At 62.6% G+C, this 24,771-nt stretch carries 23 protein-coding genes; 8 read left to right on the plus strand and 15 right to left on the minus strand.

The annotated features are described in order from the left end of the window. Positions 1–61: 61 nt before the first annotated feature. The 6 genes from JQF37_RS21820 to JQF37_RS21845 all read left to right on the plus strand — a co-directional run bounded on the left by JQF37_RS21820 (position 62) and on the right by JQF37_RS21845 (position 5,714). Positions 62–886, plus strand: coding sequence for an NAD(P)-dependent oxidoreductase (locus JQF37_RS21820; protein WP_130211314.1), 825 nt, complete (start codon positions 62–64; stop codon positions 884–886). Positions 887–941: 55 nt separating this feature from the next. Next, complete coding sequence (locus tag JQF37_RS21825) at positions 942–1,829, plus strand: SMP-30/gluconolactonase/LRE family protein (protein WP_130211315.1); 888 nt, start codon at positions 942–944, stop codon at positions 1,827–1,829. A 66-nt stretch (positions 1,830–1,895) separates the two neighbouring features. After that, the gene (locus tag JQF37_RS21830) at positions 1,896–2,879 is read left to right on the plus strand and encodes a TRAP transporter substrate-binding protein (RefSeq protein ID WP_130211316.1); all 984 of its coding nucleotides are present in this window, start codon (positions 1,896–1,898) and stop codon (positions 2,877–2,879) included. Positions 2,880–2,958: 79 nt separating this feature from the next. Further along, positions 2,959–3,486 (plus strand): TRAP transporter small permease, encoded by a 528-nt coding sequence (locus tag JQF37_RS21835; protein WP_130211317.1) that lies wholly within the window; start codon positions 2,959–2,961, stop codon positions 3,484–3,486. Then, the gene (locus JQF37_RS21840) at positions 3,487–4,767 is read left to right on the plus strand and encodes a TRAP transporter large permease (RefSeq protein WP_090468847.1); all 1,281 of its coding nucleotides are present in this window, start codon (positions 3,487–3,489) and stop codon (positions 4,765–4,767) included. A gap of 77 nt (positions 4,768–4,844) precedes the next feature. Further along, on the plus strand, positions 4,845–5,714 hold the full coding sequence (locus JQF37_RS21845) for an aldose 1-epimerase (RefSeq protein ID WP_130211318.1): 870 nt from the start codon (positions 4,845–4,847) through the stop codon (positions 5,712–5,714). Here JQF37_RS21845 and JQF37_RS21850 read toward each other — a convergent pair. The 13 genes from JQF37_RS21850 to pedF all read right to left on the minus strand — a co-directional run bounded on the left by JQF37_RS21850 (position 5,711) and on the right by pedF (position 19,281). Beyond that, on the minus strand, positions 5,711–7,438 hold the full coding sequence (locus JQF37_RS21850) for a NahK/ErcS family hybrid sensor histidine kinase/response regulator (RefSeq protein ID WP_130211319.1): 1,728 nt from the start codon (positions 7,436–7,438) through the stop codon (positions 5,711–5,713). The genes JQF37_RS21845 and JQF37_RS21850 overlap by 4 nt on opposite strands. After that, on the minus strand, positions 7,422–8,585 hold the full coding sequence (ercA, locus tag JQF37_RS21855; protein ID WP_103404289.1) for an alcohol dehydrogenase-like regulatory protein ErcA: 1,164 nt from the start codon (positions 8,583–8,585) through the stop codon (positions 7,422–7,424). The genes JQF37_RS21850 and ercA overlap by 17 nt, the downstream gene beginning before the upstream one ends. 249 nt (positions 8,586–8,834) lie before the next feature. Beyond that, positions 8,835–9,977, minus strand: a complete 1,143-nt coding sequence (gene pqqE / locus JQF37_RS21860; RefSeq protein ID WP_130211320.1) for a pyrroloquinoline quinone biosynthesis protein PqqE — start codon at positions 9,975–9,977, stop codon at positions 8,835–8,837. Beyond that, positions 9,955–10,227 carry a pyrroloquinoline quinone biosynthesis peptide chaperone PqqD gene (gene pqqD, locus JQF37_RS21865; RefSeq protein ID WP_130211321.1) on the minus strand — a complete coding sequence of 91 codons (273 nt, stop codon included), beginning with the start codon at positions 10,225–10,227 and terminating at the stop codon, positions 9,955–9,957. The genes pqqE and pqqD overlap by 23 nt, the downstream gene beginning before the upstream one ends. Then, a complete protein-coding gene (gene pqqC / locus JQF37_RS21870; protein ID WP_130211322.1) occupies positions 10,224–10,976 on the minus strand; it encodes a pyrroloquinoline-quinone synthase PqqC in 753 nt (250 codons plus the stop codon). Before pqqC ends, pqqD begins: the two co-directional genes overlap by 4 nt. A gap of 132 nt (positions 10,977–11,108) precedes the next feature. After that, positions 11,109–12,023: a pyrroloquinoline quinone biosynthesis protein PqqB gene (gene pqqB, locus JQF37_RS21875; RefSeq protein WP_130211323.1), complete on the minus strand. Its 915-nt coding sequence runs from the start codon at positions 12,021–12,023 to the stop codon at positions 11,109–11,111. Positions 12,024–12,079: 56 nt separating this feature from the next. Next, positions 12,080–12,151 carry a pyrroloquinoline quinone precursor peptide PqqA gene (gene pqqA / locus JQF37_RS21880; protein ID WP_003253598.1) on the minus strand — a complete coding sequence of 24 codons (72 nt, stop codon included), beginning with the start codon at positions 12,149–12,151 and terminating at the stop codon, positions 12,080–12,082. Between the two features lie 259 nt (positions 12,152–12,410). Beyond that, entirely contained in the window at positions 12,411–13,931 is a 1,521-nt protein-coding gene (locus JQF37_RS21885) for an aldehyde dehydrogenase family protein (protein WP_130208668.1), read from the minus strand. Between the two features lie 238 nt (positions 13,932–14,169). Continuing rightward, positions 14,170–15,945 carry a PQQ-dependent methanol/ethanol family dehydrogenase gene (locus tag JQF37_RS21890; protein ID WP_130208670.1) on the minus strand — a complete coding sequence of 592 codons (1,776 nt, stop codon included), beginning with the start codon at positions 15,943–15,945 and terminating at the stop codon, positions 14,170–14,172. 263 nt (positions 15,946–16,208) lie between these two features. After that, complete coding sequence (locus JQF37_RS21895) at positions 16,209–17,147, minus strand: quinoprotein relay system zinc metallohydrolase 1 (protein WP_130208672.1); 939 nt, start codon at positions 17,145–17,147, stop codon at positions 16,209–16,211. A gap of 16 nt (positions 17,148–17,163) precedes the next feature. Next, positions 17,164–17,931, minus strand: a complete 768-nt coding sequence (locus tag JQF37_RS21900) for a quinoprotein dehydrogenase-associated SoxYZ-like carrier (protein ID WP_090468833.1) — start codon at positions 17,929–17,931, stop codon at positions 17,164–17,166. A 9-nt stretch (positions 17,932–17,940) separates the two neighbouring features. Next, positions 17,941–18,816: a transporter substrate-binding domain-containing protein gene (locus JQF37_RS21905; protein ID WP_130208674.1), complete on the minus strand. Its 876-nt coding sequence runs from the start codon at positions 18,814–18,816 to the stop codon at positions 17,941–17,943. 3 nt (positions 18,817–18,819) lie between these two features. Beyond that, positions 18,820–19,281 carry a cytochrome c-550 PedF gene (gene pedF / locus JQF37_RS21910; protein ID WP_103404281.1) on the minus strand — a complete coding sequence of 154 codons (462 nt, stop codon included), beginning with the start codon at positions 19,279–19,281 and terminating at the stop codon, positions 18,820–18,822. A gap of 253 nt (positions 19,282–19,534) precedes the next feature. Here pedF and exaA point away from each other — a divergent pair, with 253 nt between their 5' ends. Together exaA and JQF37_RS21920 are read left to right on the plus strand one after the other, a co-directional pair. Next, positions 19,535–21,427, plus strand: a complete 1,893-nt coding sequence (gene exaA, locus JQF37_RS21915) for a quinoprotein ethanol dehydrogenase (RefSeq protein ID WP_130208676.1) — start codon at positions 19,535–19,537, stop codon at positions 21,425–21,427. Between the two features lie 182 nt (positions 21,428–21,609). Continuing rightward, positions 21,610–22,257, plus strand: coding sequence for a pentapeptide repeat-containing protein (locus JQF37_RS21920; protein ID WP_130208678.1), 648 nt, complete (start codon positions 21,610–21,612; stop codon positions 22,255–22,257). A gap of 616 nt (positions 22,258–22,873) precedes the next feature. Here JQF37_RS21920 and JQF37_RS21925 read toward each other — a convergent pair. Both JQF37_RS21925 and JQF37_RS21930 read right to left on the minus strand, forming a co-directional pair. Continuing rightward, complete coding sequence (locus JQF37_RS21925) at positions 22,874–23,512, minus strand: response regulator transcription factor (RefSeq protein WP_047528192.1); 639 nt, start codon at positions 23,510–23,512, stop codon at positions 22,874–22,876. Then, positions 23,509–24,771: a histidine kinase gene (locus JQF37_RS21930; RefSeq protein WP_130208682.1), complete on the minus strand. Its 1,263-nt coding sequence runs from the start codon at positions 24,769–24,771 to the stop codon at positions 23,509–23,511. The genes JQF37_RS21925 and JQF37_RS21930 overlap by 4 nt, the downstream gene beginning before the upstream one ends.

Raw genomic sequence — 24,771 nt, forward strand, 5'->3', positions numbered from 1 at the left:
AATAGTCGTACGACAACCTACAACAAATTCAATAACCACCATTGCTTGTCCAGGACTCTCCATGACCACCACTCCCACTGCCCGCGCCCCTTTCAATCGCCTGCTGCTGACCGGTGCCGCCGGTGGCCTGGGCAAGGTCCTTCGCGAAAGCCTGCGCCCCTACGCCAATGTCATTCGCCTGTCGGACATCGCCGACATCGCGCCGGCCATCGACGACCGTGAAGAAGTCGTGCCGTGCGATCTGGCCGACAAGCAAGCCGTGCATCAACTGGTCGAAGGCGTCGACGCGATCCTGCACTTTGGCGGTGTGTCCACCGAGCGCTCGTTCGAAGAGATCCTCGGCGCCAACATCTGCGGCGTCTTTCACATCTACGAAGCCGCGCGCCGTCACGGCGTGAAGCGCGTGATCTTCGCCAGCTCCAACCACGTGATCGGCTTCTACAAGCAAGACGAAGTCATCGACGCCCACTCCCCTCGCCGCCCGGACAGTTACTACGGCTTGTCCAAGTCCTACGGTGAAGACATGGCCACTTTCTACTTCGATCGCTATGGCATCGAGACCGTCAGCGTGCGCATTGGCTCCTCGTTCCCGGAACCGCAAAACCGCCGGATGATGAGCACCTGGCTGAGCTTCGGCGACCTGACCCAACTGCTCGAACGGGCGTTGTACACGCCGAATGTCGGCCACACCGTGGTCTATGGCGCATCCGACAACAAGAACGTCTGGTGGGACAACCGTTACGCCACGGTCCTGGGCTATGTACCGAATGACAGCTCCGAAGTGTTCCGAGAAAAGGTCGAAGCCCTGCCGATGCCAGCCGCCGATGATCCGACGCGGGTCTACCAGGGTGGCGCCTTCTGCGTGGCCGGCCCGTTCGGCGACTGAACCGTCAGTGCTTACCGCTTGATCCCCACAACAAAAACCAAGGGAATGAGTTGCCATGCCAGCTGAATTGATTGTCGATGCCCGCAACGCGGTGGGTGAATGCCCGGTATGGGTCGGTGAAGAAAACGCCCTGTACTGGGTCGATATCCCGGCCGGCGGCCTGCAACGCTGGAGCGCCGACACCGGCCATGTGTCGGCGTGGAAAACCCCGGAAATGCTCGCGTGCATCGCCCGTCACCCTGACGGCGGCTGGGTCGCCGGCATGGAGAGCGGCTTCTTCCAGCTACGCCCGCACAACGACGGCAGCCTCGACAGCGAGCCCCTGGCCGGCATCGATCACAGCCGCCCCGACATGCGCCTCAACGATGGTCGCTGTGACCGTCAGGGGCGGTTCTGGGCCGGCAGCATGGTGCTCGACATGGGCGCCAACGCCGCCGAGGGCCGGCTCTACCGCTATGGCGCGGGACAATGCGGACCGCTCGACGCCCGGCTGAACGGCTTCATCGTGCCCAACGGCCTGGGCTTCAGTCCGGACGGTCGCACCATGTACCTGTCCGACTCCCATCCCGCCGTCCAGCAGATCTGGGCCTTCGACTACGACATCGACAGCGGCACGCCGAGCAATCGCCGGCTGTTTGTCGACATGAATCACTACGCCGGGCGCCCCGATGGCGCCGCGGTCGATGCCGAGGGTGGCTACTGGATCTGTGCCAACGACGCCGGGCTGATTCACCGCTTTACCCCGGACGGACGCCTGGACCGTTCCCTCGCCGTACCGGTGAAAAAACCGAGCATGTGTGCCTTCGGTGGCAGCCGCCTGGACACCTTGTTCGTCACTTCGATCCGCCCCGCAGACGACCACGACGAACAGTCCCTGGCCGGTGGCGTGTTCGCCCTCAACCCCGGCGTCAAGGGTTTGCCGGAGCCACTTTTCAACGTCTGACCGCAACTGCTCGTGCTGCAACGCTGTGCCTTGAACACAAAAACAATAAAACAGGAGACACCCCCAATGGACTTCAAACGCACCTTGCTCACCGCTGCACTCCCCTTCACCGCAGCCCTCGCCTTCTCCCTCAGCAGCGCCGCCCATGCGCTGGAAATCAAATTCGCCGACATCCACCCTGCCGGCTACCCGACCGTAGTGGCCGAGGAACAACTGGGTAAAACCCTGGTGGCCGACAGCGACGGCAAACTGACCTTCAAGATGTTTGCCGGCGGTGTGCTCGGCTCGGAAAAGGAAGTGATCGAACAAGCCCAGGTCGGCGCCATCCAGATGGCCCGGGTCAGCCTCGGCATCGTCGGGCCGGTGGTGCCGGACGTGAACGTGTTCAACATGCCGTTCGTGTTCCGCGACCAGGCGCACATGCGCAAGGTGATCGACGGCGAAGTCGGCGACGCGATCCTCGACAAAATCACCGACTCCGAATTCGGCCTGGTCGCCCTGGCCTGGATGGACGGCGGCACGCGCAATATCTACACCAAGAAACCGGTGCGCAGCCTGGAAGACCTCAAGGGCATGAAGATTCGCGTGCAAGGCAACCCGATGTTCATCGACACCATCAATGCCATGGGCGGTAACGGCATTGCCATGGACACCGGTGAAATCTTCAGTGCCTTGCAGACCGGGGTGATCGACGGCGCGGAAAACAATCCGCCGACCCTGCTCGAACACAACCACTACCAGAACGCCAGGTTCTACAGCCTGACCGGGCACCTGATCCTGCCAGAACCGATCGTGATGTCGAAGATCACCTGGGAAAAACTGAGCCCCGAGCAACAGGCACTGGTGAAGAAAACCGCCAAGGCCGCGCAGGCACAGGAACGCGTCCTGTGGGACGCCAAATCGGCCAGCAGCGAAGAGAAGCTCAAGGCGGCGGGCGTCGAGTTCATCACCGTCGACAAAAAACCTTTCTATGAGGCCACCGCCTCGATCCGCGAGAAATACGGCGCGCCCTATGCCGATCTGATCAAGCGTATCGAAGCCGTTCAGTAATCCCTCCCTGCATTCAAGAAAGGCCCGGCGCCACTGACACGGGTGTCTGTCAGTGCGCGCCCGGTTACGGTGAAACCCGATGAAGAATCTACTGCTGCGCATCAACGACAGGATTTACATGACCTGTATCTGGGTCGCGGGCCTGTCCGTGCTGGCCATTGCCCTGATCATTCCCTGGGGCGTGTTTGCTCGCTACGTCCTTGGCACCGGCTCCAGTTGGCCGGAGCCCAGCGCCATTTTGCTGATGATGGTGTTCACCTTCATTGGCGCCGCCGCCAGCTATCGTTCCGGCTCCCACATGGCGGTGGCGATGCTCACTGATCGCCTGCCACCGAACCTGCGCAAAGCCATGAGCGTGTTTGCGCAACTGCTGATGGCGACCATCAGCCTGTTCATGGCGATCTGGGGGACCAAGCTGTGCCTGTCGACCTGGAACCAGTTCATGAGCGCCGTGCCGACCCTGCGCGTCGGCATCACTTACATGCCGATCCCGATTGGCGGTTTGCTGACGTTGGTCTTTGTGCTGGAAAAACTCCTGCTCGGTGACCAGAGCAACCGGCGGGTCGTGCGCTTCGACCTGGTTGAAGAAAACGAAGGGGCTGCCTGAATGGACGCATTGATTCTGCTGGGCAGCTTTATCGCCTTGATCCTGATCGGCATGCCGGTCGCCTATGCCCTGGGGCTGTCGGCCCTGATCGGCGCATGGTGGATCGATATTCCGTTCCAGGCATTGATGATTCAGGTCGCCGGTGGCGTGAACAAATTCTCCCTGCTGGCGATTCCGTTCTTCGTCCTGGCGGGCGCGATCATGGCCGAAGGCGGCATGTCCCGACGGCTGGTGGCGTTTGCCGGGGTGCTGGTGGGATTCGTCCGTGGCGGTCTGTCGCTGGTCAACATCATGGCCTCGACCTTCTTCGGGGCGATTTCCGGTTCTTCGGTAGCCGACACCGCCTCGGTCGGCTCGGTGCTGATCCCTGAGATGGAGCGGCGCGGTTATCCACGGGAGTTCGCCACGGCGGTCACCGTCAGCGGTTCGGTACAAGCCCTGCTGACCCCGCCGAGCCACAACTCGGTGCTCTATTCGCTGGCCGCTGGCGGCACCGTGTCGATTGCCTCGCTGTTCATGGCCGGCGTGGTGCCCGGCCTGCTGATGAGCGCGTGCCTGATGGTGCTGTGCCTGATCTTCGCCAAAAAGCGTGACTACCCCAAGGGCGAAGTCATTCCGATGCGCGAAGCGCTGAAGATCTGCGGTGAAGCGCTGTGGGGCCTGATGGCCATGGTGATCATCCTGGGCGGCATTCTGTCGGGGATTTTCACCGCCACCGAGTCGGCGGCGATTGCGGTGCTGTGGTCGTTCTTCGTGACCATGTTCATCTACCGCGACTACAAGTGGAGCGAACTGCCGAAACTGATGCACCGCACGGTGCGGACGATTTCGATCGTGATGATCCTGATCGGCTTCGCCGCCAGCTTCGGCTACATCATGACGCTGATGCAGATCCCGGCGAAAATCACCACGATGTTCCTCACGCTCTCGGACAACCGTTACGTGATCCTGATGTGCATCAACGTCATGCTGCTGTTGCTCGGCACGGTGATGGACATGGCGCCGCTGATCCTGATCCTCACGCCGATCCTGATGCCGGTGATCCTCGGCATTGGCGTGGACCCGGTGCAGTTCGGCATGATCATGCTGGTCAACCTGGGCATCGGCTTGATCACACCGCCCGTGGGCGCGGTACTCTTTGTGGGGTCGGCCGTGGGCAAGGTCAGTATCGAATCAACCGTCAAAGCCCTGTTGCCGTTCTACGGCGTGCTGTTCCTGGTGTTGATCGCCGTGACTTACATTCCCGCGCTGTCACTGTGGTTGCCGCATCTGGTGTTGTAACCAAGACTCGCAAAACGCTTTGTGGCGAGGGCGCTTGCGCCCTCGCCACAACAGCTCATCAACCAGCAGAGAAGGCCATGACGTTAGCCACCCTCGAACTCGAAGACCAATTCACCCGCCTCACCCTCGCCCCTGAGCTCGGCGGGAGCATCGTCAACTGGACCGTACGCGCTACTGGCCAGCCCTTGCTGCGCCATGCCGACGCCCACGCGCTGAACAGCGGCCTGCCCGGCAAACTCGGCTGCTTTCCGTTGGTGCCCTGGTCAAACCGTATCGCCGAGGGCGGCTTCGATTGCCCGGATGGCTGGCAGTCGCTGACACCCAACAGCCTCACCGATCCCCTGCCGATTCATGGCAGTGCGTGGCAGCAGGCATGGCAAGTGGTGTCCCGGACGGCGGATGAAGTGGTCCTGCAACTCGACAGCAGCACGCCCTTCGCCTATCGCGCGCGTCAGCGTTTTCATTTGAGCGAAGGCAAGCTGAGCATCGAATTGAGCGTCACCCACCTGGCCGAACGCGCCGCCTGGCATGGCCTGGGATTGCACCCGTACTTGCCGCGAACCGCGAACACCCGATTGCAGGCGGCAGCGCGCCAGGTGTGGTTTTGCGACGCGACAAAATTGCCGACACAGCTTGGCGAACTGCCTGCCGAATGGGATTTCCAACACCCCGGGGCGTTGCCGGAAACGCTGGTCGACAACGGCTTCTGCGAATGGGACGGCCATTGCCTGATTCAGCAACCGGACCTGGGCTATGAACTGGAGTGCCAGGCCAGCGGCAGCGATTACTACCTGCTCTATTGCCCGGTGGGCCTGGATTTTTTCTGCATCGAGCCGGTCAGCCACCCGGTCAACGCCCATCACCTGCCCGGTCGGCCAGGCTTGCGTTTACTCGAACAGGGACAGTCCACCGAACTTGGTTTCACCCTGCACTATCGAGCGCTCTAACCCAGCAGTTGACTCAACACCGCACGCAGCTTGCCGGGTTTCACCGGTTTGTTGAGCAACGGCGCGTCCAGGCGTTGCAACGCACGCCGACACTGATCGGTGCGGTCGGCGGTGATGATCACGGCGGGGATGGTCTGATGAAAATGTTCGCGCAGATGCCGGACCACATCACAACCGACCACCGCGTGATCGAGGTGATAGTCCGCCAGGATCAGTTCCGGTGCCTGGCCGCGCAAGGCCGAGAGTGCCGAGGCTTCGTCGGTGGCGGTGACCACTTCGCAGCCCCACTGCCCGAGCAACGCGCTCATGCTTTGCAGAATGCTCACTTCATTGTCCAGCACCAGCAAACGCCGGCCCGGCAGCGGATTGCCCGTCCCCGGCTGCGGCGCGGCCAGGCTGACGGGCAACGGCATCTCGGCGCAAATCGGCACATCGATGCTGAACATCGAGCCGCGCCCCGGCAGCGAATGCACACCGATCTTGTAGCCAAGGATCTTGGCGATGCGCTCGACGATGGCCAGCCCCAGGCCCACCCCCTTGCGGTCGGCGGCGCGGCCGACGTCCAACTGGTTGAACTCGAGGAAAATCGAATCGAGCCGATCCGCAGCGATGCCGCGCCCGGTGTCCCAGACTTCCAGGCGCAGCATCTCACCCCGGCGCCTGGCCCCCAGCAGGATGCAGCCTTCGTCGGTATAGCGGCAGGCATTGCTGAGGAAGTTACGCAGGATCCGCGTCATCAGGCGCAAGTCGGTACTGACGGCGTAATGGCCCATGTGCACACGCAGATTCAACCCCGCCGCCTCGGCGACCGACTGAAATTCCGACACCAGCGGCCCGAGCAGTTCGTCGAGGCGGTAGACGGCGACGTCGGGCTTGACCGCCGACTGATCGAGCCGGGAAATGTCGAGCAAGTCGGTCAGCAGGTCTTCGGCGCCTTCCAGTGCCTGGTGGGTGCGTTCGACCAGCACCTGCTCGACCTCCGGCAGCTTGCGCTCGCGCAGGGTCGAGATCAGCAAGCGCGCAGCGTTCAACGGTTGCAGCAAATCGTGACTGGCGGCGGCGAGGTATTTGTCCTTGCTGCGATTGGCCGCCTCGGCGGCATCACGGGCATCGCGCAAGGCCTGGGCGATCTGCTGACGCTGGGCGATCTGCTGCTGCAGGTTGCGGTTGGCCTCCAGCAGTTCATCGGTGCGCGCAGTGACCCGTTGTTCCAGTTCGTCGTTGAGTTGTTGCAGGCGTTGCTGGGCCAGTTTGCGTTCGGTGATGTCGGCGACAAAACCTTCCACCAGCCCTTCCTGATCGGGCTTGAGCAGCAGGTTCATGAGTACATCGAGGTGGCTGCCGTCCTTGCGCCGCAAACGGGTTTCGTAACCGTGCAGGCTGCGTTGCTGCCTGAGGACTTCACCGATGCTTTGCAGCTCCGCCACGCCACCGGAAAACAGGTGGCTGGCCAGATCCGTCAGGGAAAACAGCACTTCCTGCGGGTCCTGATAACCGAGCATGCGCGCCAGTGCCGGGTTGGCCGCGCGCATACCGTCTTGCAGGCTGGCCTGGAAAATCCCGTGGACCGCGTTTTCGAACAGCCATTTGTAGCGGTTGCGCTCGGCTTCCAGCTCGTCCAGGCGCGCGGCCAACTCGGGGTAATGGCTCTTGCGCGCCGAATGGCTGCCTAACCCCAGCAGCCCGGCCAGCGCCCGTTGCTGCTCGTCAGAGGGCTTCGCCATACACGACCTCGACATCACGCTGACTGGATTCGCGCGGGTTGGTCAGGATGCATGGATCGTCCATCGCGTGTTGCGACAGGAACGGAATGTCCGCAGTACTGACCCCGTGCAACCCGAGGGTTTCGTGGAAACCGATGGCGTGTTTCAGCGCGATCAGGTGTTCCACCAGTCGCCCGCAGATCTGCCGGTGATTGAGGCCACGGCAGTCGATGCCAAAGGTCTCGGCAATCACCTTGAAACGTTCCGGCGCCGAGCTGTAGTTGAAAGCGACCACGTGCTCCACCAGCACCGCGTTGCACAAGCCGTGGGGCAGGTCGAGAAAGCCGCCCAGGCTGTGGGACATGGCATGCACCGCGCCGAGGATCGCATTGGAAAAGGCCAGCCCGGCCTGCATGCTGCCCAGCATGATTTTCTCGCGCAGCGCGATGTCCGTCGGGTTGGCGATCATTTGCACCAGGTTGCCATTGATCAGGCGCATGGCTTCCAGCGCATGGGGATCGGTCAACGGCCCGTTCCCGGTGGACACGAAGGCTTCGATGGCATGCACCAGCGCGTCGATGCCGGTACAGGCCGACAGGAACGGGTCCATGCTCAGGGTGGTTTCCGGGTCGATCAGCGAAACGTCGGGCACCACGGCCTTGCTGACGATGGAGAACTTCATGCGCTCCTGCTGATTGGAAATGATCACGAATTGCGAAACATCCGCCGACGTGCCGGCGGTGGTCGGAATCAGGATCAGCGGCGGGCTGGGCACGCGGATGGTGTCCACGCCCTCGAACTCGAGAATGCTGCGACCGTGGGCGACGACAATGCCGATGCCTTTGCCGCAATCCATCGGGCTGCCACCGCCGACGGCGACGATCACATCGCAGTGATTTTCCCGGTACATCTCGGCACCGAGCATCACTTCTTCGACACGCGGGTTGGGCGACACCGCGCTGTACAGGCAGTATTCGATGCCCAGGGCTTGCAGGCTGGCCTCGACATCGGCCACCCAACCGGCGGCAATCACCCCGGGATCGCTGACCACCAGGACCTTGCGGGCGCCAAAGGTCTTGGCATAGTTGCCGACGTTGTGCCGGCAACCGGCACCAAAGATGATTTCAGGCGAAACGAATTTACGCAGCTGGCTGAGACTCTGGCTCATTGGAAAGCCTGTTTTTTATTGTTTTGAAAGGTAGCGCTCACACTAAAGCATCCAGCTGCGAATGCAATCAGACCAATGGCCGGATTCACTGCAGATCCTGATGGGGGTTGGCTGTGTACCTGGATTGTCGCGTCAACCAATGCCCCTGCAGGAGCGAGCCTGCTCGCGATGGAGTGTCAGTCGCCGCACCTTTTACTGATACACCATCGCGAGCAGGCTCGCTCCTACAGGGGATGTGTGTGTGTTCAATCAGCCGCGGTAGATCAGCCGCGACGCTTTTTCGTTGCGCAAGGTCAGGTGTTCCATCCCCAGCCCCGGCGCTTCGGCCTCCTCCCGCGCCTTGAGGATGACCCCGTGATGGGGCGACTTGCTGCACACCGGGTCGGCATTGGCGGCGTCGCCGGTGAGCATGAAGGCCTGACAACGACAGCCGCCCAGGTCCTTGTGCTTCTCGTCGCAGGAGCGGCACGGCTCTTTCATCCAGTCATCGCCGCGAAAACGATTGAAGCCGAACGAGTGATTCCAGATGTGCTCGATGCTGTGTTCGCGCACGTTGGGAAACGGCACCGGCAACTGCCGGGCGCTGTGACAAGGCAAGGCCGTACCGTCCGGGGTGATGTCGAGAAACAGGTTGGCCCAGCCGTTCATGCAGGTCTTGGGTCGCTCTTCGTAATAGTCCGGGGTGACGAAGATCAACTTGCACGGGTGCCCCTGGGCCTCGAGACGTTCGCGATACTCGTTGGTGATGCGCTCGGCTCGCTGCAGTTGCTCGCGCGTCGGCAACAGCCCGACGCGGTTGAGCTCGGCCCAGCCATAGAACTGGCACGTGGCCAATTCGACGAAATCCGCTTCCAGCTCCAGGCACAGGTCAATGATCTGTTCGATGCGGTCGATGTTATGCCGATGGGTGACGAAGTTCAGCACCATCGGATAGCCCTGGGCTTTTACCGCCCGGGCCATGGCCAGTTTCTGCGCGAAGGCCTTGCGCGAACCGGCGAGCAGGTTGTTCACCGCTTCGTCGGCGGCCTGGAAGCTGATCTGGATGTGATCGAGCCCGGCGACCTTGAAGTCGCGTACTTTCTGCTCGGTCAGGCCGATACCCGAGGTGATCAGGTTGGTGTAGTACCCCATGTCCCGGGCGGCCTTGATCAGCTCGGCCAGGTCCTGGCGAACCAGCGGCTCGCCACCGGAAAAACCCAATTGCGCGGCGCCCATTTCCCGCGCCTCGCGGAACACCCGAATCCATTCTTCAGTGCTCAACTCCTCGCCTTGCCCGGCGAAGTCCAGAGGATTGGAGCAATAAGGGCATTGCAAGGGACAGCGATACGTCAGCTCCGCCAGCAGCCACAGCGGCGGCCCCGGTAGCGCCTCACTCGATCCAGAACTGTGCATGGGCCACCTCCAGAAACGCCAACACGTCCTCGTCGATCCCCGGCACACCGGGGAAACTCGCGGTCAATTGGTCGATGATCGTGGCCACGCTGCGCTGGCCGTCCAGCCGTTCGAGGATCTGCCCGGCACTGGCGTTGAGCTTGATCATGCCTTCGGGGTACAGCAGCACGTGGCAGTCCTGGCGGGGTTCCCATTGCAGGCGAAAACCCCGGCGCAACGACAGGGCCTGGTCGCGACGGATCGGGCTCACAGAGCGATCCCCCGGTGCCAGACGTTGTCGCGGGTCACCGTGTGGTACGGCGGGCGCTCCAGTTCATAGGCCATGCTCATGGCATCGAGCATGCTCCACAGCACGTCGAGCTTGAACTGGAGAATGTCCAGCATGCGCCGCTGCGCCTCGGCGGTGGTGTAATACGCCAGGGTGATGCGCAAACCGTGCTCGACATCGCGTCGGGCCTGGCTCAGCCGGGTGCGGAAATAGTCATAGCCGGCGACGTCGATCCACGGGTAATGGGTGGGCCAGGCATCGAGCCGCGATTGATGGATCTGTGGCGCGAACAGCTCGGTCAGCGAGCTGCTGGCCGCTTCCTGCCAGCAGGCACGCCGGGCAAAATTGACGTAGGCGTCCACGGCAAACCGCACACCGGGCAACACTAGTTCCTGGGACAGGATCCGTTCACGCTCAAGCCCCACCGCCTCGCCCAGGCGCAACCAGGCCTCGATGCCACCCTCGCTGCCGGGTGCGCCGTCATGATCGATGATGCGTTGCAGCCATTCCCGGCGCACGTCGCGGTCCGGGCAGTTGGCCAGGATTGCGGCATCCTTCAACGGGATGTTCACCTGGTAGTAAAAGCGATTGGCGACCCAGCCCTGGATCTGCTCACGCGTGGCACGCCCGGCGTACATGGCTTGGTGGAACGGATGATGGATATGGTAATAGGCGCCTTTGGCACGCAGGGCTTGTTCGAATTCGGTGGGGGTCATGGGGGTGTCGGTCATTGCGGATTCTCCTGGAAGCCCTGCGGTGTCTGGTCTGGCCCCATCGCGGGCACGCCCGCTCCCACAGGAGTTCGCATTCCAAATGTGGGAGCGGGCTTGCTCCGGGCGGCGTTCCGACGATGGGGCCGTCGGCTACAGCTCAATGTTCATGCCGTCATACGCCACTTCGATCCCCCGCCGCTCCAGCAGCGCCCGTTCGGCCGAGTCTTCATCGAGGATCGGATTGGTGTTGTTGATATGGATCAGCACCTTGCGCTGACGGGGGAAGCCTTCCAGCACTTCGAGCATGCCGCCGGGCCCGCTTTGCGACAGATGCCCCATGTCGCTGCCCAGGCTCTGGCCGACTTCACACACGCGCATTTCATCGTCGCGCCACAGGGTGCCGTCCACCATCAGGCAATCGGCGCGCTGCATCCAGCCCAGCACCTCTTCGTCGATTTGCCCCAGGCCTGGCGCGTAGAACAGCGACGCACCGCTGCGCTGGTCTTCAATGAACAGGCCGATGGTGTCGCCTGGCTGCGGGTTGCCGCGATTGGGTGAATACGGCGGCGCGTTGCTCACCAGGGGAATCGCCCGGAACTGCAAATGCGCGCAGGCCGGGATGCTGAATGGCTGGCGATCCAGGCCAAGCGGTTGCCAGTGCAACCCGCCGTTCCAATGGGCAAGCATGTTGAACAACGGGAAACCCGTGCTCAGGTCCTGATGAACCCGTTCGGTGCACCAGACGTCATGGGGGCAGCCTTCACGCAGGCTCAGCAGGCCGGCGCAATGGTCGATCTGGCTGTCCATCAGCACCACGCCGGCAATGGCGGTGTCGCGCAGGCGACGGGCCGGTTGCAACGGCGCGAAACTCTCGAGTTGCGCACGGATGTCCGGTGAAGCATTGCACAGCACCCACGCCACGCCGTCGTCGCTCAGGGCAATCGATGACTGGGTGCGCCGTTGCGCGCGCAGGCTGCCATTGCGCATACCGGCGCATTGCCGGCAGTTGCAGTTCCATTGCGGAAAACCACCACCGGCGGCGGAACCGAGAACGCGGATGTGCATGGGCAATGCTCCCTAAAGGCAGGCCCGGCCAACACCCTGGCTGGCCGGGTGAACCATCAACGGTTGGCGAAGTACATCGTCACTTCGAAGCCAATACGCAGGTCGGTAAACGCGGGTTTAGTCCACATGGGTCAATCCTCTTGTTGTGCCGGGCGATTCCGGTAGAACCATTAATGCACGGGGCGCCGGACGCCCGAATGCTACTTTCGAAGGAGGTTTGGGGGGGATTTGGTAGGGGGGGGGTGACGAGATTTTCAGCAATACCATCGGACCTGTGGGAGCGGGCTTGCCCGCGATAGCGGTCGGACAGTCAACATTGATGTTGAATGTGCCGGCCCCATCGCGGGCAAGCCCGCTCCCACAGGTTTCGGTGGTGTTATTACGAGGTTAGAAGAACCCCAACGGATTGATGTCGTAGCTCACCAGCAGGTTTTTGGTCTGCTGATAATGGTCGAGCATCATCTTGTGGTTCTCCCGGCCGACGCCGGATTTCTTATAGCCACCGAACGCGGCGTGCGCCGGGTACAGGTGGTAGCAGTTGGTCCATACACGCCCGGCCTTGATCGCCCGGCCCATGCGGTAAGCGCGGTTGATGTCGCGGGTCCAGAGCCCGGCACCGAGGCCGAACTCGGTGTCGTTGGCGATGGCCAGGGCTTCGGCTTCGTCCTTGAAGGTGGTGACACCCACCACCGGTCCGAAGATTTCTTCCTGGAACACGCGCATGTTGTTGGTGCCCTTGAGCAGCGTCGGCTGGATGTAATAGCCGCTGGACAAGTCACCCTCAAGACGTTCGGCCGCGCCACCGGTGAGCAGTTCGGCACCCTCCTCCTGGGCGATGGTCAGGTACGAGAGGATCTTGTCGTATTGCTGCTCCGACGCCTGGGCGCCGACCATGGTCTCGGTGTCCAGCGGATTGCCGCGCTTGATCTTGACGATTTTCTTCATGACTTCGGCCATGAACGGTTCGTAGATCGACTCCTGCACCAGCGCCCGGGAAGGACAGGTGCACACTTCGCCCTGGTTGAAGAACGCCAGTACCAGGCCTTCGGCGGCTTTTTCGATGAACGCAGGCTCGGCGTTCATGATGTCTTCGAAGAAGATGTTCGGCGACTTGCCGCCCAGTTCCACGGTGCTTGGAATGATGTTTTCGGCGGCGCAATGCATGATGTGCGCGCCGATCGGAGTCGACCCGGTGAAGGCGATCTTGGCGATGCGCTTGCTGGTGGCCAGGGCCTCGCCGGCTTCACGGCCGAAACCCTGGACGATGTTCAGCACGCCCGCCGGCAGCAGGTCGGCGATCAGTTCGGCAAACACCATGATCGACAGCGGCGTCTGTTCGGCCGGCTTGAGCACGATGCAGTTGCCGGCAGCCAGGGCCGGGGCGAGTTTCCAGGCCGCCATCAGCAGCGGAAAGTTCCACGGAATGATTTGCCCGACCACGCCCAATGGCTCGTGGAAGTGATAGGCGGTGGTCAGCTCGTTGATCTCGGCGGCGCCGCCTTCCTGAGCGCGGATGCAACCGGCGAAATAACGGAAGTGGTCGGCGGCCAGCGGCACGTCGGCATTGAGGGTTTCACGCACGGCCTTGCCGTTGTCCCAGGTTTCGGTGACGGCGAGGATTTCCAGGTTTTGCTCGATGCGATCGGCGATTTTCAACAGTACCAGGGAGCGGTCCTGGGCCGAGGTCTTGCCCCAGGCGTCGGCGGCGGCATGGGCCGCGTCGAGGGCCTTGTCGATGTCGGCGGCGCTGGAGCGCGGGAACTCGGCGATCACTTCACCGTTGACCGGCGAAGTATTGGTGAAGTACTCGCCATTGACCGGCGCAACGAACTCGCCGCCGATGAAGTTGCCATAGCGTGGTTTGAAGGATACGACTGAGCCTGGTGTTCCGGGTTGTGCGTAGATCATGGTGGGCCTCTGTCTGGGTCGATGCCTGTCGAACCAACAGGCGATGAACCGATACTAGAGAGCCCCGCGCGCCAGACGAATGCGCCGTTGGCAGGGGGGGCTCTCGTTATTTGGTCGTAGGTGCGAGCCTGCTCGCGAAAAACCTGAGAGCACCGCGGGATTTCAGGAATCCAGCGTTATCGTTGACGGCCATCGCGAGCAGGCTCGCTCCTACAGGGGTTATGCGGTGGTCCTGGCGTCAGTGCTTGGCCACCAGATCCTTCGGCAGCTTGAAGGTCCAGAGCATGCCGCCCTGGTTGAAGTCCTTGACGCGCTTGGCCACCTCGCCGCCCCACAGCGGTACGGCGCCGCCCCAACCCGAGAGGACCGAGACGTACTGTTCGCCGTCCATTTCCCAGGTGACGGGCGAGCCCAGCACGCCGGAACCGGTCTGGAACTCCCAGACTTTCTCGCCGGTCTTGGCGTTGAACGCTTGCAGGAACCCTTCCGGCGTCCCGGTGAACACCAGGTTGCCCTTGGTGGTCAGTACCCCGCCCCACAGCGGCGCGAAGTTCTTGTGGCGCCAGACTTCCTTGCCGGTTTTCGGGTCAATCGCCCGCAGCACGCCGATGTAGTCTTCATTCAATGGCTTGATGGTGAAACCGGCGCCGAGGAACGCCGCGCCTTTCTTGTAGGCGATGCCTTCGTTCCAGATGTCCATGCCCCATTCGTTGGACGGCACATAGAACAGACCAGTGTCGCGGTTGTACGCCATCGGCATCCAGTTTTTCGCGCCGAGGAAGGCCGGTGCCACGAACACTGAACTGCCCTTGGCTTCGGTGCCCGGTGCGCCTGGACGACTGGCTTCGTTGTAGATCGGCCGGCCGTCCTTATCGAGCCCGGTGGCCCAGGTGATCTTGTCCACGAACGGGAAGCCGCGGATGAATTTGCCGTTGGTACGATCCAGCACGTAGAAGAAACCGTTACGGTCGGCGGTCGCCGCCGCTTTGATTTCCTTGCCACCCTCGGTGTAGTTGAACGACACCAGTTCGTTCACGCCGTCGTAATCCCAGCCGTCGTGTGGCGTGCTCTGGAAGTGCCATTTGATGGTGCCGTCGTCCGGGTTGAGCGCCAGGCGCGACGAGGAGTACAGGTTGTCGCCAGGGCGCAGGTGCGAGTTCCACGGCGCCGGGTTACCAGTGCCGAACAGCAGCAGATTGGTTTCAGGGTCGTAGTAGCCGCCCAGCCAGGGCGCTGCGCCACCGGTTTTCCAGAGGTCGCCGGGCCAGGTCTTGCCGGCCTCGCCGCCGGAGATACCGTTCTCCACGGCTTTGCCGTCCTTGTAGACGTAACCCATGTGGCCTTCCACGGTCGGCCGGGTCCACAGCAGGTCGCCGTTTTTCGGGTCATAGGCTTCGATCTTGCCCACCACGCCGAATTCGCCACCGGCCACGCCTGTGATCAATTTGCCGTTGATCACCAGCGGCGCGGCACTGATCGAGTAGCCTTCCTTGTGGTCGGCGACTTTTTTGCTCCAGACCACCTTGCCGGTGTCCTTGTTCAGCGCCACGAGCTTGGCGTCAAGGGTGCCGAAGATCACCAGGTCGCCATACAACGCCACCCCACGGTTGATCACGTCGCAGCAGGGACGGATGTCATCCGGCAGGCGCGCATCGTATTGCCAGAGTTTCTTGCCGGTGCGCGCATCCACGGCGAAGACCCGCGAGTAGGAGCCGGTCATGTACATCACGCCGTCCTTGATCATCGGCTGTGCTTGCTGACCGCGCTGCTTTTCACCGCCGAAGGAGAAGGCCCAGACCGGCCGCAACTCCTTCACGTTGCCGACATTGAGGATATCCAGCGGGCTATAGCGCTGACCCTGAACGCCCAGGCCGTTGGTGACGATCTGCTCAGGGTTCTTGGGGTCCTGGAGAATGTCTTGATCGGTGACGCCGGCCAATGCCTGGCCGGATAACAGCATGGCACTGAGCAACAGGCTCAAGACGAAGGGCTGGCGACGTGCGGGTTGAGTCATGACGGCTACCTCTGCGGTTTTTGTTATACCCGGGAAATTTTCCCGGTGTGATGCAGATTCTTGGGCGCCGCCGCCCTTACAACAATGACCCGCTGTGTGGAGATTTCTAGTTCCTTGGTAGGGGGTTGGGTGTGGATACGGCGCGCTCCCCTGTAGGAGCGAGCCCGCTCGCGATGAACCTGAAAACGCCGCGGGGCGTCAGGTTTCCAGCGTAATCGTTGACCACCATCGCGAGCAGGCTCGCTCCTACAAAGGGGTGTTGATCATTGCTGCGTGGCGGAATCGACGCGCTTCATTTGCGCACGCTCATAGCGCGGGTACAGGTGGCTGACGCTGCGGATGAGTTCATAGCGGCTCAGGCTGATCTCGGCGAAACGTTCGGGAATGGGGCTGCGGATCATCTCGGCCATGTCGCTGCCCTGGGCGGCGCCGTCGCGCATCAGTTGGTCGAGCCAGCCCAGGTAGTCGCGCATCTGCGCGAACGGTTTTGCATCGCTGGCCACCGGCCCGTGGCCGGGCACGATCAGCGTCCAGGGCAACGCTTGCAGGGTGGCGATGTCCGCCAGCCACACCGATAACCCCGGACTGTTGGGCGTGGTCAGCGCCCGTTGATAAAACACCAGATCCCCGGCGAATAGCACGCCGGTTTTCTGGTCGAGAATAGCCAGATCCGCACCCGTATGCCCACCCAGGCTCAGCAGCTGCAGATCGTGGTTCCCAAAACGTTGCACGCCGGCGGTCAGCGTCCGGGTCGGCAGCACCACCTCGGTGCCGCGCATCCAGTCGCCCACCAGCCGATACATGTTTTGCGCCATGGCATCACCCTGCTGATGCAACAGCTCGGTGGTGCCGGCCAGCGCACCGATCGGCACATCGGTGAAAGCCTGGTTGCCCAGCACGTGGTCCGGGTGATGGTGCGTCAGCAGCACCTCGATCACCGGTTTATCCGTGACGGCGGCAATCGCCCGGCGCATGGCTTCGCCGTAGCGCTTCGATGGCCCGGTATCGATCACCACCACGCCACGCTCGGTGACGATGAACGCGGTATTGACGATGTTGCCGCCGTTGGCCGTGGCGAAATTGTCCGTGCTGCCTTCCAGCAGCCAGGTGTCTTCGGCGATCTGCCGGGGCTTGAGCGCATAGTCGAGATCGGCCATGGCCGGCAGGCTCAGGCTCATGAACAACACCAGCATCCAGCGCATGACGCGCTCCTTGGGGTCAGGGTATCGACGCATCGAATTCATTGCCGCTGTTGTCGCGCAACACCAGGCGCGTCTGCCCTGCCCCTTCAATGTCAAAGGCCAGGTTGGGGTTTTCACTGACCGCGGGAAACAGTTCCAGGCGGGCCATTACTTGATTGTTCGAGTCCCGCAATTCGGCATGGTTGATGAAAAACTCCGGAATGCCGCTGACCATGCCGTTGTCCATCGGATGCGCCACCTGCAATCGCAAGCGGCTGAAATCACCACGCGGGTAGCGACCGCCCAGCACCTCGCCTATGTGTTCCTCCCAGCCTGGCTGGGTACGCACCACACTGGGCGCGGTACAGCCGCCGCCCGCTGCGTCGATCAGGGTCGAACCGACATGCCACAGCCCGTCGCGGGTCAGCACCGCGGCGCGCAACGGGGTCGCCTGTTCGACGCGAATACGCACCGACAGCCACGGCAACACACCGGACACGGGTTCGAAGTCGACGATTTTCGGCAGAGGATTGAGCTCGGCCCAGGCAAGTATTCGCACCACCTCGCCCTTGAACGCCCGGGCGTCGATTTCCACGGGCACTTGTCGGGCGTCCTCGGCAAACGGCGGTGCCAGCAGCTTGACCCGTTCATCGAACACGAACGGCGCGTCGCCCAGCATCTGCTTGTGATAGAACGACCACATGACCGACGGCACCGGGTCCTTGCCCGATTCAATCCCGGCAGCCTGTGCGGCCTGGCCCAGGCTCAAACAGCAGGCCAACAGACAACTCGCTCGCCAGGTCATCGCCCGCTCCTATTGATACATCTCGGGTACGTCATAACGCAGGCCGTAATGGCCATAGATCGTTTTCACCGAACCCTCGCGGATCAGGCCTTCCAGCGCTTCTTCCACGGCATAGGCCAATTGCCGGTTGCTTTCGTGCACGGCCATGCCGATTTCCCAAAGCTGCTTGCCCATGTTCGGATAAGCGTTTTCCGCCAGCGCCACTTGCGGGTCGGCAGCCTCGTGCACCTGCCAGTCGATCTCGCCGCGCATGGCCATCACCGCGTCGACCTCACCGGCCTTCATCGCCGCAAACGCCTGGGGTACGCCCGGGTAGTGGTGGGTCTTGCCGGCGAGCATGCCGTTGAACACCGAGGTCAGGTAGAACGACGGCACGCTGTCGACTTCGACGCCGATCGGGTGCTGCTCGAACACCGCGACACTGCCGACCTTGTCCAGGCGCCGACGGTCGTAGGCCACCTGCCATTGCTCGTTCTGGTAAGGGCCGAACATCACCACATGACCGTTTTCCATCTCGCCGAATTCGTTGCGCTTCTGCGCGTAATCGCGGTCGTAGGGCACGCGCATCATCAGATCGGCCAGTTGCTGCTTGTGCAGTGGGCTGGCACGCCAGATGTAGTCGCGCAGGTCGTCGTCGAGTTTTTCCCCGGCCGGCGCCCAGATCAGTGTCAGGCGCACGCCCAGTGCCTTGGCCAGCGCCTGGGCGAGTTCGACGTCAACACCCCGGGGCTGGCCGGCGTCTTCAAAACTGTAGGGCGCGAAGTCCTTGTAGACCGCTACCTTCAGTTCGCCGGCGGCGATCATTTCGTCATAGTTGCGGACCTGCGCCTGCACCGACTGGCAGCACAGCCACACAGCGCTGATCAACACCGCGAGCAGGCGCATGGGTTATTCCTCGACGTGGACGCTGTCCAGATAAGTGCGGACCGCCCACAGGGCTTCCTGGCTCAGGTAGTCGGCCATTTTCGGCATGTAGACCCGACCGTCGCGCACGGCCCCGTGACGTACCCGTTCGACGAACCATTCATCACCGGCGTCGCCGACATCGAGCATGCGCAAGTCCGGTGCGATACCGCCCGACTTGGCTTCCAGGCCGTGACAGGCCGCGCAGTTCTGGTTGTAGGCCGATGAGCCGATTTCCAGGGCCTTGTCGTGTTCCGGAGAATTGCGGTACGGGTTCACCGCGGCCCAGCCATCGCCATCCACCGTCACGCCGGCATCCTTGATGGGCGTCAGGCCTTTGGTTTCGACGGCTTGTGGCACCACGTTGCCGTGGGCCCATACGGAACCTGCGCTGATAAAGCCGGCCAGCAGTCCGGCAACGAGCAAGGCGTTGCGTTTTGTTGTCATTGTTATGCCCTCAGGATTGCACGCAAAACCTCTTGGCAGAGGCTATGGCAACCATCTTAGGAACCCCGCCGCGCCGGCCCCATGCTGCTTTGGTGGTCGCGGCCCAGTACCTTGGTAGTAGGGCTTGTGGCGCACACCCAAATCAGGTGCCGTTCGGGAAGTCTTCCCGGCCACAGCGGGACTTTTTCCGTATCCGGCAAACGCTGCGCGCACCAACCTGTGCAGGCCAAAACCTCCACTGGGAACTGCAACCATGACAATAAGATCGCTACCCGCCCTTTCCCCGCTGACACTCGCCGTGCAGGCTTTTCTGCTGGTGGGCAGTGTGTCCCTGAGCGCGGCCAGCTACGCCGCGACAGCCCCCGCCGCCCCGACCGGCAATGTGAGTTGGGAAGACATTGCCAACGATCACCTGACCACCAAGGACGTGCTGCAATACGGCATGGGCACCAACGCCCAGCGCTGGAGCACGCTGGCCCAGGTCAACGACAAGAACGTGTTCAAGCTGACGCCGGCCTGGTCCTACTCGTTTGGCGATGAGAAGCAGCGCGGCCAGGAATCCCAGGCCATCGTCAGCGACGGCGTGGTGTACGTCACCGGTTCCTACTCGCGGGTATTTGCCCTGGACGCCAAGACCGGCAAGCGCCTGTGGACCTATAACCATCGCTTGCCGGACAACATTCGCCCGTGCTGCGACGTGGTCAATCGCGGCGCCGCCATTTATGGCGACAAGATCTACTTCGGCACCCTCGATGCGCGGCTGATCGCCCTGGACAAGAACACCGGCAAGGTGGTCTGGAACAAGAAGTTCGGCGACCACGCTGCCGGCTACACCATGACCGGCGCCCCGGTGCTGATCAAAGACAAGACCAGTGGCAAGGTGCTGCTGATTCACGGCAGCTCCGGCGATGAGTTCGGCGTCGTCGGGCAATTGTTTGCCCGCGACCCGGACACGGGCGAAGAAGTCTGGATGCGGCCCTTCGTCGAAGGCCACATGGGCCGTTTGAACGGCAAGGACAGCACCCCGACCGGCGACGTCAAGGCACCGTCCTGGCCGAATGACCCGACCACCGAAACCGGCAAGGTCGAGGCCTGGAGCCATGGCGGTGGCGCCCCTTGGCAGAGCGCCAGTTTCGACCCGGAGACCAACACCATCATCGTTGGCGCCGGTAACCCCGGGCCGTGGAACACCTGGGCGCGCACCGCCAAGGACGGCAATCCCCACGACTACGACAGCCTCTACACCTCGGGCCAGGTCGGCGTCGACCCGAGTACCGGCGAGGTGAAATGGTTCTACCAGCACACCCCGAACGATGCCTGGGATTTCTCCGGCAACAATGAGCTGGTGCTGTTCGACTACAAGGACAAGGACGGTAAAACGGTCAAGGCCACCGGCCACGCGGACCGTAACGGCTTCTTCTACGTGGTCGATCGCAACAACGGCAAATTGCAGAACGCGTTCCCCTTCGTCGACAACATCACCTGGGCCAGCCACATCGACCTCAAGACCGGCAGGCCGGTCGAGAACGAGGGCCAGCGTCCGGCCAAACCGCTACCGGGCGAGACCAAAGGCAAACCGGTGGAAGTCTCGCCGCCGTTCCTCGGCGGCAAAAACTGGAACCCGATGGCCTACAGCCAGGACACAGGGCTGTTCTACATTCCGGGCAACCAGTGGAAAGAGGAATACTGGACCGAAGAGGTCAGCTACAAGAAGGGCTCGGCGTATCTGGGCATGGGATTCCGCATCAAGCGCATGTACGACGATCACGTTGGCACCCTGCGGGCGATGAACCCGACCACGGGCAAAGTGGTGTGGGAGCACAAGGAGCATCTGCCATTGTGGGCCGGCGTACTGGCGACCAAGGGCAACCTGGTGTTCACCGGTACCGGCGACGGCTTCTTCAAGGCCTTCGACGCCAAAACCGGCAAGGAACTGTGGAAGTTCCAGACCGGCAGCGGCATCGTCTCGCCACCGATTACCTGGGAACAGGACGGCGAGCAATACATCGGCGTGACCGTCGGTTATGGCGGCGCCGTGCCGTTGTGGGGCGGCGACATGGCCGAACTGACCAAACCCGTGGCACAGGGCGGGTCGTTCTGGGTGTTCAAGATTCCGAGCTGGGATAACAAGACCGCCCAGAAGTAACCCCTCCTAGGATGCGGGGCCGCCTTTGTGGCGAGGGAGCTTGCTCCCGTCGGGCTGCGAAGCGGCCCCGGCATTCCTTCAGTCACACCATGCGCTCAGGTCTAGTGACTGCTGCGCCGCCGAGCGGGACGATTCGACACTTCGACAAGCTCCCTCGCCACAGGAACACCAGAGGTCTCGTGATGAAATACCTGCCCTTCCTACTGCTCTTGAGTCTTTCCCTGGCCCAGGCCGACGAGGGCGACGACGCCCCGCTGGTCATCAACGGCTGCACCCTCGCCGTACACAGCCAGTGCCCCGGCGCCAATCTCAGGGGCGCCAACCTGAGCAATCAGGATTTACGCAACATGAACCTGGCCGGCGCCGACCTGCGCGATGCCGACCTGCGCCACGCCAACCTCGACCTGGCCAATCTGGAAAAAGCCCGGCTACAAGGCGCCAACCTGACTCGCGCCAGCCTGCAGCAAAGCAATCTGCGGTTAGCTGATTTCAGCGGTGCAACATTGATCGCGATCCAGGGCTGGGGCCTGTTCGCCCAGGGCGCGCAACTCCAGGACGCCGACCTCAGCGGCGCTTACCTGCAATTCGCCCGCCTCTCCGGAGCCAAACTGCACAACGCCAACCTGCGGGCCGCCGATCTGGAAATGACCTGGCTGAGCAAGGCCGATCTCAAGGGCGCGAATCTCAGTGATGCCAACCTGCAAGAAGCCAAGCTGGGCGAAAGCAACCTGGAGGGCGCCAACCTCAGCGGCTCGCGCCAGCACTACGCGAATTTTCAGGATGCAAACATGGAGGGCTGCAGCGGCTGCCCGACCACCTGGAATCGCTAACCCCTCCCCCTCCTTTGCAGGAGCGAGCCTGCTCGCGAAAAACCCGAGAGCGCCGCGGGGTATCAGGCTTCCCGCGTTATCGTTGATGTTCTTCGCGAGCAGATGTCGATGCTTGCTCTTTTGTAGGAGCGAGCCTGCTCGCGATAAACCCGAGCGCACCGCGGGGTATCAGGCTCCCCGCGTTACCGTTGACGCTCTTCGCGAGCAGGCTCGCTCCTACAAAGGCACAAACGAAAAACCCGAGAGCGCCGCGGGGTATCAGGCTCCCCGCGTTACCGTTGACGTTCTTCGCGAGCAGATGTCGATGCTTGCTCTTTTGTAGGAGCGAGCCTGCTCGCGAAAAACCCGAGAGCGCCGCGGGGTATCAGGCTTCCCGCGTTATCGTTGACGTTCTTCGCGAGCAGGCTCGCTCCTACAAAGGCACAAGCGAAAAACCCGAGCGCGCCGCAGGGCATCAGGCTCCCCGCGTTATCGTTGACGTTCTTCGCGAGCAGGCTCGCTCCTACAAAGGCACAAGCGAAAAACCCGAGAGCGCCGCGGGGTATCAGGCTCCCCGCGTTATCGTTGACGTTCTTCGCGAGCGGGCTCGCTCCTACGCAGGCACAAGGGCGGTGAATCAGCCGGCCACCCGCACCACGCCCATGTCGATGCCCAGGTGCACCAGTTCGGCATGGGACGAGACCTGCAACTTGCTCTTGAGCAACGTCAGGTGATTGGAGACTGTTTTGCTGCTGATGCTCAGCTGTTCGGCAATCATCCGGGCCGGGGTGCCTTTGGCGATCATCACGAAAATTTCCAGCTCGCGCTGGGTCATGCTCTGCAAACGCGGATCGCTGGCGTCCTGTGGCGGGTGGCAGGCCAGTTGGGTGGCCAGGGGCTGTTCGATGTAGGCATGGCCCGCGAGAATCCGCCGCACCGCTTCGATTAGCACTTGCGGCGCCGAGCTTTTGGTGAGGTAGCCCGAGGCCCCCGCGTCCAGTGCCTGACGCACCAGGGGCAGCTCGTCGTGCATGCTGAAAAACAGCACCCGCAACTGTGGCAGGCGCTGACGCAGGCGTCGTGTGGTTTCCAGGCCGCTGATCCCCGGCAAACCGAAATCCATGATCACCAGATTCGGCACAGCCTCCTGCACCCTGGCCAGCGCCTCCTCGCCGGTCGCCGCTTCTCGCACGTCCATTGCCGGCAGCACCGCGCGCAACAGACTCGCGTAGCCCTGGCGGACCACCGCATGGTCATCGACCAACAGAATATTCATGACACCTCCAAAGGCATGCTCAAGGCCAGCGCCCAACCGGCGCCGGGCCGGCTGATCACCCGCAGTTCGCCGCCCAGGCTGCGGGCGCGCTCGAACATCGAATGCAAACCGACACCCGGCCGGGGTGGCTGTCGGGCGCCGCGACCGTTATCGCGAATCAGCAAACGCAGATGGCCGCCATGATGTTGCAGGCGAACCCGCACCTCACTGGCGCCGGCGTGACGGCTAATGTTGGTCAGGGCTTCCTGCAACAGGCGGTAGAGATGAGTCTTGTCCGGTACGGACAACGGCGGCAACTGCGCGCTGACCCTCAACTGGCAATCGATCCCCTGCCGGCCTTGCCATTGCTCGACCAGCAAGCCAAAGGCTTCGGACAACGACAGGTGTTGCAACACCACCGGATAGAGGCCATGCACCAGCGCCCGAAAGCCCTGTTGCAGGTGTTCGCAATTGTGTTCGAGCTCACGCACTGTGCGTTCCACGGTGTCTGGCTGATCCGCCACCAGCCGCAGCAGGCAGGCCTGGGCGCGAATCCCCGCCAGGTATTGTCCGAGGTCGTCGTGCAGGGTCTGCGCCAGTTGTGTGCGTTCCTGTTCCTGCACCGCCAGCAACGTCCGGGTCAGTTCGGTGTTGTCGGCGCGTGCCTGTTCCAGTGCGTCGGTCATGCGGTTGAAATGCGTCGCCAGTTGCCGCGCCTCCGGCAGGCCTTGCGCACGCAAACGCACCTTGAGCTGGCCGCCGGAGACCTGCTGCAGGGCACGCAGCAAGTCGTCGAGCAGGCCCAGGCCCCGACGCACGGCCCAGCGAATGGTCAGCAGACTCAACGCTAACGCCAGGCCACACAGGCTCAGCAATTGTTGGAGGGAATCCCAGACTTCGTCGATTTCATCCCGTGGATCGACCGCGATCTGCACGCGGCGGCCGTCCTGTAACTGGAGAACCCGTTCACTGTGTCGGGCCTCGGCAAACAACAGCCGTCCGAGCCAGGCATCGAGCCCGTCCTGCACCGGCAGCCGTTCCGCTTCGCCCGGCTCGAGCCAGCGCACCCGCACGTGACGCAAACTGCGCGTCAGCCGTGGTTGCAGGCTGGCAGGATTGCGCTCGGCAGTTTCGCTCAGGTACTCGACCACCGCTTCGGCGGATTGCAGCTCACGCTCCACATCCGCCAGCGCCTGATGCACCAGCAACCCCATGCACGCCAAAGTCACCAGGGCGAAAAAACCGCACACCCAGAGGTTGATCCGCCACAGGGCCGACAT

It is taken from the genome of Pseudomonas sp. MIL9 (assembly GCF_016887925.1).
GTDB classification, from domain to species: Bacteria; Pseudomonadota; Gammaproteobacteria; order Pseudomonadales; family Pseudomonadaceae; genus Aquipseudomonas; species Aquipseudomonas mohnii.